Annotated in this window: 17 protein-coding genes; 10 read left to right on the forward strand and 7 right to left on the reverse strand. The window is 42.7% G+C overall.

The window, feature by feature from the left end; all coding sequences use genetic code 11:
- Window positions 1-239: 239 nt before the first annotated feature.
- A complete protein-coding gene (locus tag IM496_RS17450) occupies window positions 240-1,187 on the reverse strand; it encodes a fused MFS/spermidine synthase (protein WP_194017119.1) in 948 nt (315 codons plus the stop codon).
- A gap of 350 nt (window positions 1,188-1,537) precedes the next feature.
- On the opposite strand from IM496_RS17450, the gene accA reads away from it, so the two are divergent.
- On the forward strand, window positions 1,538-2,527 hold the full coding sequence (gene accA / locus IM496_RS17455) for an acetyl-CoA carboxylase carboxyl transferase subunit alpha (RefSeq protein WP_002744097.1): 990 nt from the start codon (window positions 1,538-1,540) through the stop codon (window positions 2,525-2,527).
- A gap of 185 nt (window positions 2,528-2,712) precedes the next feature.
- On the opposite strand, the gene rpmA is transcribed toward accA, so the two are convergent.
- Together rpmA and rplU are read right to left on the reverse strand one after the other, a co-directional pair.
- Window positions 2,713-2,982, reverse strand: coding sequence for a 50S ribosomal protein L27 (gene rpmA, locus IM496_RS17460; RefSeq protein WP_002744094.1), 270 nt, complete (start codon window positions 2,980-2,982; stop codon window positions 2,713-2,715).
- 34 nt (window positions 2,983-3,016) lie between these two features.
- Window positions 3,017-3,406 carry a 50S ribosomal protein L21 gene (gene rplU, locus IM496_RS17465; protein WP_287662721.1) on the reverse strand — a complete coding sequence of 130 codons (390 nt, stop codon included), beginning with the start codon at window positions 3,404-3,406 and terminating at the stop codon, window positions 3,017-3,019.
- Between the two features lie 195 nt (window positions 3,407-3,601).
- On the opposite strand from rplU, the gene murQ reads away from it, so the two are divergent.
- The 9 genes from murQ (at window position 3,602) to IM496_RS17510 (ending at window position 10,688) form a co-directional block, all read left to right on the forward strand.
- Complete coding sequence (gene murQ / locus IM496_RS17470) at window positions 3,602-4,522, forward strand: N-acetylmuramic acid 6-phosphate etherase (protein ID WP_194017117.1); 921 nt, start codon at window positions 3,602-3,604, stop codon at window positions 4,520-4,522.
- A gap of 27 nt (window positions 4,523-4,549) precedes the next feature.
- Window positions 4,550-6,040, forward strand: a complete 1,491-nt coding sequence (locus tag IM496_RS17475) for a site-2 protease family protein (protein ID WP_287662722.1) — start codon at window positions 4,550-4,552, stop codon at window positions 6,038-6,040.
- Window positions 6,041-6,220: 180 nt separating this feature from the next.
- Window positions 6,221-6,598 (forward strand): DUF4164 domain-containing protein, encoded by a 378-nt coding sequence (locus tag IM496_RS17480; RefSeq protein ID WP_271946705.1) that lies wholly within the window; start codon window positions 6,221-6,223, stop codon window positions 6,596-6,598.
- A 109-nt stretch (window positions 6,599-6,707) separates the two neighbouring features.
- Window positions 6,708-7,286, forward strand: coding sequence for an esterase/lipase family protein (locus IM496_RS17485; protein WP_194017111.1), 579 nt, complete (start codon window positions 6,708-6,710; stop codon window positions 7,284-7,286).
- A 94-nt stretch (window positions 7,287-7,380) separates the two neighbouring features.
- Window positions 7,381-7,740, forward strand: coding sequence for a ssr2422 family thylakoid membrane protein (locus tag IM496_RS17490; RefSeq protein ID WP_103112024.1), 360 nt, complete (start codon window positions 7,381-7,383; stop codon window positions 7,738-7,740).
- 69 nt (window positions 7,741-7,809) lie between these two features.
- Complete coding sequence (rplI, locus tag IM496_RS17495) at window positions 7,810-8,268, forward strand: 50S ribosomal protein L9 (RefSeq protein ID WP_002776364.1); 459 nt, start codon at window positions 7,810-7,812, stop codon at window positions 8,266-8,268.
- Window positions 8,269-8,367: 99 nt separating this feature from the next.
- Window positions 8,368-8,952, forward strand: coding sequence for a chromophore lyase CpcT/CpeT (locus IM496_RS17500; RefSeq protein WP_287662723.1), 585 nt, complete (start codon window positions 8,368-8,370; stop codon window positions 8,950-8,952).
- Between the two features lie 242 nt (window positions 8,953-9,194).
- Window positions 9,195-9,995: an exodeoxyribonuclease III gene (xth, locus tag IM496_RS17505; protein ID WP_287662724.1), complete on the forward strand. Its 801-nt coding sequence runs from the start codon at window positions 9,195-9,197 to the stop codon at window positions 9,993-9,995.
- 138 nt (window positions 9,996-10,133) lie between these two features.
- Window positions 10,134-10,688: a hypothetical protein gene (locus IM496_RS17510; RefSeq protein WP_287662726.1), complete on the forward strand. Its 555-nt coding sequence runs from the start codon at window positions 10,134-10,136 to the stop codon at window positions 10,686-10,688.
- Here IM496_RS17510 and IM496_RS17515 read toward each other — a convergent pair whose 3' ends face one another.
- From IM496_RS17515 to IM496_RS17530, 4 genes are all read right to left on the reverse strand, one after another.
- Complete coding sequence (locus tag IM496_RS17515) at window positions 10,689-11,006, reverse strand: hypothetical protein (RefSeq protein ID WP_002763627.1); 318 nt, start codon at window positions 11,004-11,006, stop codon at window positions 10,689-10,691.
- 122 nt (window positions 11,007-11,128) lie between these two features.
- The gene (gene crtR / locus IM496_RS17520) at window positions 11,129-12,019 is read right to left on the reverse strand and encodes a beta-carotene hydroxylase (RefSeq protein WP_287662728.1); all 891 of its coding nucleotides are present in this window, start codon (window positions 12,017-12,019) and stop codon (window positions 11,129-11,131) included.
- 161 nt (window positions 12,020-12,180) lie between these two features.
- Window positions 12,181-12,600 (reverse strand): helix-turn-helix domain-containing protein, encoded by a 420-nt coding sequence (locus tag IM496_RS17525; RefSeq protein ID WP_287662730.1) that lies wholly within the window; start codon window positions 12,598-12,600, stop codon window positions 12,181-12,183.
- On the reverse strand, window positions 12,584-12,883 hold the full coding sequence (locus IM496_RS17530; protein WP_194018226.1) for a type II toxin-antitoxin system HigB family toxin: 300 nt from the start codon (window positions 12,881-12,883) through the stop codon (window positions 12,584-12,586). The genes IM496_RS17525 and IM496_RS17530 overlap by 17 nt, the downstream gene beginning before the upstream one ends.
- Window positions 12,884-13,122 lie beyond the last annotated feature (239 nt).

Genomic DNA, 13,122 nt, shown 5'->3' on the forward strand with positions numbered 1-13,122 from the left:
AAATGGGGAAATGGGGAAATGGGGAAATGGGGAAATGGGGAAATGGGGAAATGGGGAAATGGGGAAATGGGGAAATGGGGAAATGGGGAAATGGGGAAATGGGGAAATGGGGAAATGGAGCATTTGGCTGAAATTTCCCTAAACCCCTAAACCCCTAAATCCCTATCACCCTATCACCCTATCACCCTATCTCCTGACTCCTGATAACTGATAACTGATAACTGATAACTGATTACTGATTACTGATTACTGATTACTCCTTGACCGAAGAATTTCGGGGGTTTTGCTAGGGTATAAACTTCCGTATTTTGTGCGATTGCTTGACGAATATAGAGAGGAGTTTGTAATATTCCGAGCAAAGTCATGCCATCAATTAAACGTAATCCTCCCGTAGTTGTATCGCTGATTAATTCATCCACCACATCGGGATCGGGACGAGTATTTAAAGGATGATTAGCACAGAGAGTAAAACCCCAAGGGGAACCATAACTAGGAGTGGGAGCGCAATAGGAATGAACGTAGGGAAAAACTGCTTTTAAAGTATTCACCAAACGCGCATGATACATCACTGAAGGAGGAGAAACCGGGCCAGATTGCACTACCACAATGCCATTTTCGGCCAAAACTCTTTGTAGTTTTTCAAAGTATTCTTTCGTGAATAGGGGGAAAGAAGGACCCTCTCCGATGGGATCAACCAGATCAGAAATAATAATATCCCATTTATCATTAGTGGTGTCTAAAACTTCTAAAGCATCGGCCACAACTAACTCAAAACGAGGATCATCAAAAGTGCCTTGGTGCATTTCGGGAAGATGTTCCTTACAGGCTGCTACCACATCCCCATCGATATCGATCATCATCACTTTTTCGATTGTTTTCCAACGCAATAACTCCCGCGTTGTCGCACCTTCACCACCTCCCAGAATTAAAGCAGTTTTTGCTTCTTGGTGGGCAATCATTGCCGGTTGCACTAATGCTTCATGATAAATAAATTCATCCCCCGTACAAGATTGCCATTTGCCATCCAGTACCAAGGCTTTTCCATAGGCCCCCGATTCAACAATATACATCTCCTGAAAAGCGGTTTTTTTGTAGGCTAAAATTTGCGAAACCCCATGACTATAAATGTCCCAGGGGGTAATATATTCGTTAACCCATAGATCCGCTTTTAGTTCACTTCCTGCCATAACTAATCCTCCTTGGGGTGAAAAAGGCACGATCTATCATTATACAACAATTGACAAAATTCGATCGATAATCTGAAATCATCTCCCAGTCATCCCGAAGCTGCCGATAATCGATCGCTGAAAAACGGTAAGCTAGAAAAGATTAAGTAAGTAGTTATAATTAAATTGAAGATAGATTTTGCCTCTGATCCCCCCTGCCCCCCTTGATAAGGGGGGTGTTGATCCCCCCTTAGTCCCCCCTTGATAAGGGGGGTGTTGATCCCCCCTTAGTCCCCCCTTGATAAGGGGGGTATTTGATAATTTTTAACGCCTAACTACTTAGCGAACAGTAAACTTCTAGCCACTAACCTATGACCAAAAACGAGACTACCGAGAAAAAGATTTTTCTCCTAGATTTTGAAAAACCCCTCTACGAATTAGAATCCCGCATCGAACAGATTAAAGAATTAGCCCAAGAAAATAGCGTAGATGTCTCGGAACAAATTAGTCAACTAGACGAACGAGCTAATCAATTACGGCGTGAAATTTTTAGCAATCTCACCCCTTCCCAACGGCTACAATTAGCCCGTCATCCCCGGCGCCCCAGTACCCTAGACTATATTCAGGCAATCACCGATGAATGGTTCGAGTTGCACGGGGATCGCGGTGGTTATGACGATCCTGCCCTTGTGGGTGGTGTTGCCCGTTTTAACGGTCGTCCCGTGGTGATTATCGGACATCAAAAAGGCCGGGATACTAAGGATAATGTCGCTAGAAATTTCGGCATGGCTGCCCCCGGCGGTTATCGTAAAGCCATGCGTTTAATGGAACACGCCCATCAGTTTAATCAGCCAATTTTAACCTTTATTGACACCCCCGGCGCCTGGGCGGGGGTGGAAGCGGAAAAATTAGGTCAAGGGGAAGCGATCGCCTATAATCTTCGGGAAATGTTCCGTTTAGATGTGCCGATCATTTGTACTGTTATTGGCGAAGGTGGTTCCGGCGGCGCTTTGGGGATTGGTGTCGGCGATCGCCTATTAATGTTAGAGCATTCTGTCTATACCGTGGCGACTCCCGAAGCTTGTGCCGCCATTCTCTGGAAAGATGCCAAAAAATCCGATAAAGCAGCAGTTGCCCTCAAAATTACCTCAAAAGATTTAAAAGAGTTAAATATTATCGATCAGATCGTTCCTGAACCCTCCAGAGGGGCCCATGCTGATCCGATAAAAGCGGCAGCCAATTTAAAAGCCGCTATTAGTGAAAATTTAGAGGCTTTATCTTTATTAACACCCCAACAACGGCGCGAATCTCGTTATCAAAAATTCCGCAATTTAGGCGTATTTTTAGAGGCTACAGCTTAATCAGTGAGCAGTGATCAGTTATCAGATGTGAGTTTTCAGTTCACAGATTACTGTTTACTGATCACTGAAAAAAAGCTCTCCGATTTCCTCAGATAACTGCTATAATTGCTAGATAAATTATCTGAAAAAACCCCCTATTATTAATTAGGAGGTTACAGGGAAAAAATTAATCAGAGTTGATGGGATTAACTAGCACTAACTTCAGCAGGATAAACGCTAACTTGACGGCGACTTTTATCCTTGTATTCAAATTTGACCACACCATCAATTAAAGCGAATAAAGTATCATCGCCACCACGACCAACATTTTTACCCGGGTGAACTTTAGTACCCCGTTGACGGATGAGAATATTTCCCGCTTTTACCACTTGACCACCGTAGCGCTTAACGCCTAGGCGTTGGGAACGAGAATCGCGTCCGTTGCGGGTACTACCCGTACCTTTCTTATGAGCCATAATTTCTCTCCAAATGCTTTTTTGATTCTAAAAGTTATTCTTCTTCATCGCTACTACCTTCCACAACTTCAGCACCGGAGGTAGCAGCAGTGGCGACTAGGGTCTTACCGTTATAATTGATTGAATCAATCATAAAACGGGTAATTTCTTGACGATGACCGCGTTTTTTACGGGTTTTCTTTTTCGGGCGCATTTTATAGACAATAACTTTTTTGCCCCGACGATGTTGCATGACAGTCCCTTCCACGGTGGCCCCTTCGATAAAGGGTTGACCGATGCTAATATCATCCTCATCATGGATTAATAGCACTTTGTCGATGGTATGGGTACTTTGTTCATCGACGGGAAGAAGTTCGATATCGTAATAGCGACCGGGTTCCACCCGAATCTGTTTGCCACCGGTCTCAATAATTGCGTAACTCATGAATTTTCTGCGCTCGTTTTGCCGTACAGGTAGCTGAAAAAAATTCCAGCTTTTGTGCTAATGTCTTCACCTGATCCGAGCAGGAATTGACACAATTTACTATCATCTAATATTCGGGGGGCAATTGTCAAGCTTTTAGCCCACCGATTCGCTATATACTAAAAATAATCTTACGAAAAGCTCAATTAAACCGTTATGGAACAGTGGGAAAGCAGAGGACACCTGTTAACCGAACAAATTAACCCAAACAGCCTAAATTTAGACCAATTAAACCCGCTCGAATTGGTGGATCTCTTCAATCAGGAGGATGCCCAAACCCTAAAAGCCATCGCCATGGCCCGGCAAGAATTGGCCCTAGCAATCTCCCTGACCGGTCAAGCTCTGGCTAAAGGTGGCAGACTCTTTTACATTGGGGCGGGAACCAGTGGCCGGCTGGGGGTTTTGGACGCGGCCGAATGTCCTCCCACCTTCTGCACTCCCCCGGAATTGGTACAGGGAATTATTGCCGGTGGAGCGGCGGCGCTGGTGCGTAGTTCCGAAGATTTGGAGGATAAAGCGGAAGATGGGGCGGCGATTATTGCCCAGCGAGAAATTCACGAATTAGACGTGGTAGTGGGGATTACCGCCGGGGGTACTACCCCCTACGTTCACGGGGCTTTACAGGCGGCAAAACAGCGAGGTGCGACGACGATTGCCATTAGTTGTGTCCCCGCCGAACAGGTGGAGATTGCGGTGGATGTGGATATCCGCTTATTGACCGGACCAGAACTTCTGGCCGGCTCCACCCGTCTGAAAGCGGGAACGGTGACGAAAATGGCTTTAAATATCCTTTCCACAGGGACAATGGTCATGTTAGGCAAGGTTTACGGCAACCAGATGGTCGATGTGGCTGTTACTAATCATAAACTCCATGACCGCGCCCTGCGGATTATCTGCCACCTTAGCGATATTAGTCGTGAGGAAGCGGCAATTTTACTGGAAAAAAGTGGCCGCCGGGTTAAACTGGCTTTGTTAATGCAGAAAACGGGACTTTCGGCGGCGGCAGGACAAGAATTGTTACAAAAGCATCGAGGGCAATTACGGGCCGCCCTGCAAGCTTATAATCAAATTGATTGATAAAAACCTGTTAATTTTGACTTTCCTATGGTTAATATTTCTTCGGAAATTGCTGCGGTCGCTGTTATTTTCCTCGTCGCTGGTGCTATCTTGACTTGGAGTTTTTATCGAGCTAAACCCTACGGCCAACTGGGAATTTTACCTTGGTTACAGTCCTTGGTACTAATTGCTCCTTGGTTGATTTTTTTCGGGCTATTTGCGGCTGGAATTGAACTCAATCTAGCGGTAATTCTCTTTTTACTGATTGCTTCCACCATTATCTATATTTATTTGGGCAACCGTTTACGCTTACTGAAAACCAATCAGATAATTGAACCGAAAGTTAACCCAGCAGTTAGCCAGTCCGTCACTCCCCTAGAAACCCCGGCAGCGGTGACAGCAATTGTGCCGGATGTGATGCCAATTTCCGAACAGGATCTAAAAGTTATTCAGAGTATTTTTGGGATAGATACTTTTTTTGCCACCGAGACTATCTCTTTTCAGGAAGGGGCAATTTTTAAAGGCAATTTACGGGGAGAACCAGATAGCGTTCACTCTCGCTTAACCCAGAAATTAAGTAATCATTTTGGCGATAAATATCGTTTATTTTTGGTGGAAGGAACCGAGGAAAAACCGGTGGTAATTATCCTTCCCAAAACTAATGATCCTAGTCCTGCAACTCTTGCTCAAAAAAATCTCTCTTTAGTTTTGTTAGTCGCCACCCTTGTCACCAGCTTAGAAGCGGCGGGAATTTTATTGGGTTTTGATTTGTTTAGTAATTGGCAGAGATATCGAGAAGCAATTCCCCTGAGTTTGGGTTTATGGTCGGTATTAATTGCCCACGAAATCGGTCATCTAATTATCGCTAAACGCCATAATGTTCGTCTCAGTTTACCCTATTTTCTTCCCACTTGGCAGATTGGTTCTTTTGGGGCGATTACTCGTTTTGAATCTTTATTACCTAACCGCAGTGTTCTATTTGATATAGCTTTTGCTGGTCCTGCTTTGGCAGGTTTGGTTTCTTTAATCTTGTTAATTGTTGGACTGACTTTATCTAATTCTGCCAGCCTTTTTCAAATCCCTAGTACCTTTTTCCAAAGTTCAATTTTAGTGGGTTCTTTAGCGCGGATAGTTTTGGGCGACGAGTTACAAAATGCTGTTATCTCCGTGCATCCTTTAACTGTTATCGGTTGGTTAGGATTGGTGATTACCGCCCTTAATTTACTGCCCGCCGGACAGTTAGATGGTGGTAGAATTGTTCAGGCTATTTATGGTCGCAAAATTGCCCGCCGCACCACTGTGGCTACTTTGGTTATTTTGGGCATTATTTCCTTAGTTAATCCCAGTAATCCGATTCCTCTCTATTGGACAATTTTGGTCGCTTTTTTACAAAGAGAGTTGGAAAGACCTAGTTTAAATGAGTTAACGGAACCCGATGACACCCGCGCCGGTTGGGGTTTATTACTGCTCTTTTTAATGTTGGCGACTCTGATTCCTTTAAGCCCTAGTTTAGCGGGACGTTTAGGCATCGGTGGCTAAATACTTCCCCGAAATTCTTGCCATTGATTGCCGTCAAAAAAAAGCTTGACAAAAACTCAAGTCTTGACTTATGATTTTATTATAATGGGAATCCGTGTACGCCTATAGACCCCTGATTTTTCGGCAAGATATAGCCTCCAGCATTTACCCCTGAAGATTTGACTTTTGGAGTTGCTCAAAATGTCTAACGAAACTGTCACTTATTCCCTAGAAGCTGTCCTGACAAGGATTGAGGGGAAAATCGACTCTCTGGAAAAACGCCTTGACGAGAAAATCGACTCTCTGGAAAAACGTATTGACGAGAAAATCGACTCTCTGGAAAAACGTATTGATGAGAGATTTGACAAGATAGAAGACCGGTTAACTAAAGTAGAAATAGGACAGGCCGAACTCAAGGGAGAAATCAAAGCTCTGGATGAACGACTAAGCACAAAAATCGAGGGATTAACTGCAAGGGTTGCCTATCAGGAATTCACCAATCGAGGGATTCTGATAGCATTGGTAGTCGCTATTTTAGGAGGTGCCGCTAAACTTTTTGGTTTTTTCCCTAATCCTTAGAAGTTGCCGGTAGCCGTACCTAGTAGATAGGCTCTTCCCAAAAATTTTTCGCTCATTACCCCGATCATCCGTTAGAATAGATTCAGAATTTAAGGATAAAACCTCATCTATGAATCCCGTTGTTTTGGTGCATGGTTTTCTGGACACTACTGCTGTTTTTAAACCGATGAGCGAGTATTTAAACTATCATGGTTGGCAGGTGCATAGTTTTAATTTAATTCCCAATCATGGTTACGAAAAGTTAGAAGTTTTAGCCAGTCAGGTGGAGAATTATATCGAGAAAAACTTTGCTAAAGAGCAGAAAGTAGATCTGATTGGGTTTAGTATGGGAGGCCTAATTACCCGCTACTATCTGCAAAGATTGGGAGGAGTGGCAAGAGTGCAACGTTACCTAAATATTTCTGCACCGAATCGAGGCACTTTAACCGCGTATAGTTTACCCTTAGATGGGATTAGACAAATGCAGCCGGGGAGTCAATTTCTAGAGGATTTAAATCAAGATTGTCAACAAATTTTAAATAAAATTAAAACCACAATTATCTGGACTCCCTACGATTTAATGATATTTCCTGCCTATAGTTCCCGTTTATCGGTGGGGAAAGAAATTTCGATTCCCGTATTGCTTCATGCTTGGATGGTCAAAGATAGCAAAGTTTTAACAACAATTAAAGAGACCTTATTAGAATAGAAATACTGGTTGTCTCCAATACTGGAACAAGGTCAAAATATTACCAATAAAAACGTTAATTATCATCAAAAAAGCTTGACTTAGGGTTATAATTGTGCTAGGCGATCAAATTCCCCAAGGTGTCACCATGTCCACTCAAGAACCCACCCTAACCGATGTTCTCAACGAACTGAAAAGCTTCCAAACAGCAGTAAATCAACGTTTTGAGGCGATAGATCTACGTTTTGAGGAAATAGACCAACGTTTTGATGCTATGGGGCAACGCTTTCAGGAAATAGACCAAAGATTAGACAAGCTCGACTATAAATTTGACACCTACGAAAAAGCCTCCGAGAAAGTGCTGAGATTAGCCACAACAATTATTATCGCAGCCGCCACCGTAGCGGTTTTACCCTCGGCCTTTCAGGCAATCGGTCCCCTATTAACCCAAATAATCGCCGCCGGCAATAACTAACTTGTGATCGAGACTTGACGATTGCATGGTATGATAAAGGTTTTGGAACTATTGTTTTAGGTCAAGATCATGGCGAAACGAATGCAGGTTATCCTCAATCAAAAAGTCAGCAAATTGGGTGAAAATGGCGATGTGGTGGAAGTGGCTCCCGGTTATGCACGCAATTACCTTATCCCCCAAGGTGTGGCCGTTTTAGCCACCAAGGGTGCGATGAAACAGGCAGAATTTAGGAAAGAAAAAGAGCGTCAACGTCTCCTTGCTGAAAAACAAGAAGCAGAAACCAGAAAAACTGCGATCGAAAAACTCAGTCCCTACACCATCCCTAAACAGGTGGGTGAAAACGAGGCGATTTTCGGTACTGTCACCAGTCAAGATGTGGCTACGGTTATTCTAGAAAATGCTAAATTAGAAATCGATCGCCGTGGTATTACCGTCCCCGATATCGGTCAATTGGGAGTCTATAAAGTACAAGTCAAACTCCATCCCGAAGTTAGTGCCGATATCGAAATTAAAGTAATTGCACAATAACAATTGTCGGGACATAGTTATCAGTAATCAGTGAAAATTTATCAGAGCGATTAACTAGCTGATGGCTGATAGCTAATAGCCATTCATATCTCAAAAATTATGACTCATTCCACGGATATAAAAACCCTAGCACGCTGGATGGCGGCGGATTTTAGTAATCAAGAACAAGCTTTTGCTAATCCGCCTTTTTTCGCCCATATTCGCGTGTGTATGCGTCCTTTACCCGATGAATTACTGGGGGGAACCAGTTTATTTTTAGAGCAGGCCTACGATTTTATGCTCAATACTCCCTATCGTTTGCGAGTATTTAAATTGTCGGTAGTCGATGACCATATTGAACTAGAAAACTTTAAAGTTAAAGAGGAAGCTAACTTTTTTGGTGCTTCTAGAGAACCCCAGCGTCTCAAAAATCTCAGCTTAGAACTATTAGAACCGATGCCGGGTTGTGATATGAATGTAACTTGGACGGGTAACAGTTTTAAAGGGATGGTGAAACCGGGGAAACAATGTTTAGTCTTTCGCAAAGATAAAATGACTTATTTAGATAATAGTTTTGAAATTAGTGAACGGGGATTAATTAGCGTTGATCGCGGTTTAGATCCCGAAACCGATCAATTAGTCTGGGGTTCGATCGCCGGTCCTTTTGAGTTTGTGCGTCGCACCAGTTTTGCTGAGGAAGTGTGAGAAAAATTCTCGGTTTTTAGCTAGGGCTTGCTGAATAAATCTAAAAACCTTGTTGGATAAGGCTTTTAGACTTTTTTTCCCTCAAAAAGTGCCGACCATTGGAGGGATCGGGGGTAAAATTCAGGTACTTTTTCCCTAAAAATTAGGTAACTGACTACCTCAACATCGGTAAAACCCTACACCCCACACCCCACACCCCACACCCTGCCCCCACCAACAAACTTTTTCAGCAGACCCTAGCTATGAAAATCGCCACATGGAATGTCAACTCGATTCGCAGCCGACAAGAGCAGGTAATTAACTGGTTACAACTCAATCCCGTTGAGGTTTTATGCTTGCAAGAAACCAAGGTAATCGATCGAGATTTTCCCAGAGAAGCTTTTGAATCTTTGGGTTATCATCTCTATATTTCTGGACAAAAGGCCTATAATGGTGTGGCGATTTTTAGCCAAAAACCCCTGGAGGATATCACTGTGGGATTTAGTCCCATTATCGGCGAAAATTTAACAGGAGAACTAGACGAACAGAAACGGCTAATTACTGGAGTAATCGGCGATATTCGGATTATTAATCTCTACGTTCCTAACGGTTCTTCCCTAGATAGTGATAAATATATTTATAAGCTTAAATGGTTAGAAACTCTCAGGAAATATCTAGATAAAGTTATTAATTCTCAACCTGAAGAATTATGTATCTGTGGTGATTTTAATATTGCCTTAGAAGATAAAGATATTTATGATCCCAAAGGCAAAGAAAATCATATTATGTCTTCAGCTAAAGAAAGAGAAGCTTTAGAAAAGGTCTTAGAAATTGGCTTACAAGATGCCTTTAGAAAATTCACATCTGACCCAGGACATTATAGTTGGTGGGATTATCGCAGCGGCGGTTTTGCTCGTAACCGAGGTTGGCGAATCGATCATCTTTATTTAACTCCTCAGCTATACGAAAAAGCCGTTAATTGTCTGATTGATCGAGAACCCAGAAAACAAGAAAAACCTAGCGATCATACCCCTGTTATTCTGGAAATATCAAGCCAAAAATAGCTAAAGGATCAACCTAGACTTTGCACAGCCAGAATTTTGCTCTGTTAGCTTCCCTAACCGGGGACTTTCAGCTTGAGGATTTATTCGGTAACGAGAAAATGCTATGATTCGGGTTGAATTTACCAAGTTTATTAAATTATGCGTTCTCCCCAATTAATTGTTCTATTGCTCGGTTTATCCCTTCTCCCCGGCATCTCCCCCCCTTTTGTCCACGCTAATCCCTCGATAGTGCCGGTGAAACAATCGAGTAATCGCGATGGGGGACAAACAATCAAGGAAGCGGAAATTAAAGCAATGATTCAAGACATTGAAACCGCTATTAAAGATAAAAATATCGCCCTAATCCTCAAACACTATGCCCCGTTTATTTCCTCGCAATTGACCATTAAAACCGATGCTAGTACCGAAATTTTTGAGTTAAATGGCATCACGGAACATAAAATATTTTTAGAGGAATCCTACAAAAATATTAAAAGTATAGAGGTTCTTTCTGAGAATTGGGACGTGGATATTCTTGCAAATAACGAGATGGCGATTATCACTCGCGAGCGGGTAGTCAATATTACCAACACCGAGGGTGATAACTATATAGTGGCATCGGAAGCGGTGGCTAAAGTCGCTCCCATCGACGGCAAATTGAGGATTTTTTCCATTCAAGAAACCGCCGAACTGGGACGCAGACCAAAAAAATAATCAACCTCTCCGGTTGGGACTGGACCAACCCGACTCCCGCCGTCTTCTTCCCTCGATAAAACCGTCATCGTAGTCTCTGGAATTGCGCGGATTATCATAGCGGGCAAAGTTAAAACCGTCCTCTAGTCCGCGCTGAAATTCTTGCTCTGGTGGCACAAATCGATAACGTTGTCTATTATCCTGTACCGCCCGGTTGATTAACAAGGCCCCCGCCCCAATACCAACAGCCTCACCAAAGGTTAAAGACTTAGCATAATCGATGTTAATTGTCAAGAAAGTTGTTGTTAAAATTAAGGCTTTTCCCCAATGCTGACCCATAAAATCCTCCTTAAAAAAATCAAGTTGACAACAAAACCAGTACAGATACAGAGTTTCTCATAAAATCGACCACCGACTTCCCAAAATGAAAAGTTTGTACCTCACCATTACGATAAGTGAGATCAAGAAGTTTTAGAAGAATGGGAGTGAAAGCGAATCCCCAAAAAGACATCGTAGAGGAAACTCCAGAAATTCTTACCTTGCAGTAAACCTAAAGACTGTTCACACTCTTTTGCGTCTAAAAGCGGTTTAGTGGCATAGTATGCCGGTTGGTATTTGTACCAGGGAATCGACGGCCAGAGATGATGCACGAGATGATAATTCTGCCCTAAAATCAGCAGATTTAACAGGGGACTTGGGTAAACGCGGGCATTTTTCCAACGATTACGCTCTTGGAAAGGACGATGGGGGAGATAATCGAAAAATAAACCGAGGGCAATTCCCACCACTAAAGCGGGAACAAACCAAAAATTCATCACATAGCTGATAAAACCGTATTGACAGGCGACGATGACTATGGTAGCCACAAAAAGACGACTGAGGAACCATTCCAGTAGTTCGTATTTCCGCCAGAGTTGCCGCTTAAAAAAGAAAATCTCGTGATAAAAAAATCTGGCCGCAATCATCCACAAAGGGCCACCAGTGGAGACAAAATGATCTGGATCATTTTCGGGATCGTTAACGTGAGCATGGTGCTGTAAATGGACTCTAGTGAAGACCGGAAAGGCAAAACCGAGCATTAAAGCACTACCATGACCTAAAATAGCATTAAATGTCCGATTGCTATGGGCAGAATTATGAGAGGCATCGTGGATAACTGTCCCCGATAAATGTAAAGCGAGGACATTAGCACTAAAACAAATCCAGTCAGGCCAGGACCATAGCCAATAGCCACAGGTAGATAGGGTTATTAGGCTCAAGGCACTAAAAAACATGGTAACGTTTGGGTTGAAGCCCCCCGGTGCTTTTAAATACTCTTTGGGGACTGTCAGCAACATCTCGGCCGACTGCATTATGGGTGTTGCTCCTTATTGTGTTCGCTTTACTGGCGTAAATTATCATACTACGGCTTTTTCATAAAGTTTTGTAACATTATCTTAATTAATCTAACCTCTGAAGAAAGTAAGGATTTGTTATATGGTCTCCCCCCTCAGTCCCCGAAGGAAAAGCGAGGCTACAAGAGAAAATCACTGGCGCTTAACGCCAGTTTCGCACTTAAACGATTAAAAAATTCGGCTAGAGACTCGGCTTGAGAAGGAGCGATCGCCTGTTTTCCCCCTATCACCGATTCTACTCTATCCCGATCGCCGAAAATATCGACAAGACACTCCCTATCGATATCGAATTCATCAAGTAAAGATTCTAACGTAGCGGTAGGATTTGTTCGGGCGATCGGATAATGTTTCCGCTCGTATTCTTCCACTAATAACACCAATAAATCGAATAATAGTCCTTCGTCATTGCTTAACTCCCGTGACATCATCCCTTCAATTATGCTTAAAAATCGCTCGTATTCTTGGGAGTTATTAATCGGTTTCGGTTGATACTGCAAGAGTAAATCACCATAGGTTAATGGATTAGAAGTAGGGATCATTTTTCCAGTTCTCCTTATTGTATTCAGCGTGACTTAGAATATATTTAACGAAAATGGTTTGACGAGAATAATTGATGTCAGCGATTAAACGGTATTTGTTTCCCTTGATATTAAAAACTGTAAAATTTCCCACCGCCTCCGCCTTCGGGTAGCGACCTTGAACCTCTACTAAATTTTTCCAGTTAGCCTTACTAGCGAAGTTATACCAATCGCTAAGAGCTTCTTCTGCGTCCGAGTGGCGTTCCCAAAACTCTCGTAATTTAACTTTACTGATCACGCCCATCGATCGCTAGTTTTATTGTTGTTTTTAACTTAGATAAGTAGCTGGTTATAATTAAATTAAAAATGGATTTTAGGTTCGATCCCCCCTGCCCCCCTTATTAAGCTATCCATTAGTCACATCTTTCTTAACATAAAATTTGACAAAAAGAGAAAAGTGTGCGAGATGGCTCAAGGGGGTTCTATGGGGGAACTAATTTGATGAGATAGTTTCCAAGTCTCGCTGATATCATGTAACCTTCG

Source organism: Microcystis sp. M049S2 (assembly GCF_020245625.1).
Classification (GTDB): Bacteria; Cyanobacteriota; Cyanobacteriia; order Cyanobacteriales; family Microcystaceae; genus Microcystis; species Microcystis ichthyoblabe_A.

What these genes read in the sequence shown, in the direction of transcription:
- IM496_RS17525 (WP_287662730.1), bottom strand. Translation starts at nt 12,600, where the DNA reads ATGATCCCTACTTCTAATCCATTAACCTATGGTGATTTACTCTTGCAG.
- rpmA (WP_002744094.1), bottom strand. Translation starts at nt 2,982, where the DNA reads ATGGCTCATAAGAAAGGTACGGGTAGTACCCGCAACGGACGCGATTCT.
- accA (WP_002744097.1), top strand. Translation starts at nt 1,538, where the DNA reads ATGACCAAAAACGAGACTACCGAGAAAAAGATTTTTCTCCTAGATTTT.
- IM496_RS17510 (WP_287662726.1), top strand. Translation starts at nt 10,134, where the DNA reads ATGCGTTCTCCCCAATTAATTGTTCTATTGCTCGGTTTATCCCTTCTC.
- IM496_RS17530 (WP_194018226.1), bottom strand. Translation starts at nt 12,883, where the DNA reads ATGGGCGTGATCAGTAAAGTTAAATTACGAGAGTTTTGGGAACGCCAC.
- IM496_RS17450 (WP_194017119.1), bottom strand. Translation starts at nt 1,187, where the DNA reads ATGGCAGGAAGTGAACTAAAAGCGGATCTATGGGTTAACGAATATATT.
- xth (WP_287662724.1), top strand. Translation starts at nt 9,195, where the DNA reads ATGAAAATCGCCACATGGAATGTCAACTCGATTCGCAGCCGACAAGAG.
- IM496_RS17515 (WP_002763627.1), bottom strand. Translation starts at nt 11,006, where the DNA reads ATGGGTCAGCATTGGGGAAAAGCCTTAATTTTAACAACAACTTTCTTG.
- murQ (WP_194017117.1), top strand. Translation starts at nt 3,602, where the DNA reads ATGGAACAGTGGGAAAGCAGAGGACACCTGTTAACCGAACAAATTAAC.
- rplU (WP_287662721.1), bottom strand. Translation starts at nt 3,406, where the DNA reads ATGAGTTACGCAATTATTGAGACCGGTGGCAAACAGATTCGGGTGGAA.
- IM496_RS17480 (WP_271946705.1), top strand. Translation starts at nt 6,221, where the DNA reads ATGTCTAACGAAACTGTCACTTATTCCCTAGAAGCTGTCCTGACAAGG.
- IM496_RS17485 (WP_194017111.1), top strand. Translation starts at nt 6,708, where the DNA reads ATGAATCCCGTTGTTTTGGTGCATGGTTTTCTGGACACTACTGCTGTT.
- IM496_RS17475 (WP_287662722.1), top strand. Translation starts at nt 4,550, where the DNA reads ATGGTTAATATTTCTTCGGAAATTGCTGCGGTCGCTGTTATTTTCCTC.
- crtR (WP_287662728.1), bottom strand. Translation starts at nt 12,019, where the DNA reads ATGCAGTCGGCCGAGATGTTGCTGACAGTCCCCAAAGAGTATTTAAAA.
- IM496_RS17500 (WP_287662723.1), top strand. Translation starts at nt 8,368, where the DNA reads ATGACTCATTCCACGGATATAAAAACCCTAGCACGCTGGATGGCGGCG.
- rplI (WP_002776364.1), top strand. Translation starts at nt 7,810, where the DNA reads ATGGCGAAACGAATGCAGGTTATCCTCAATCAAAAAGTCAGCAAATTG.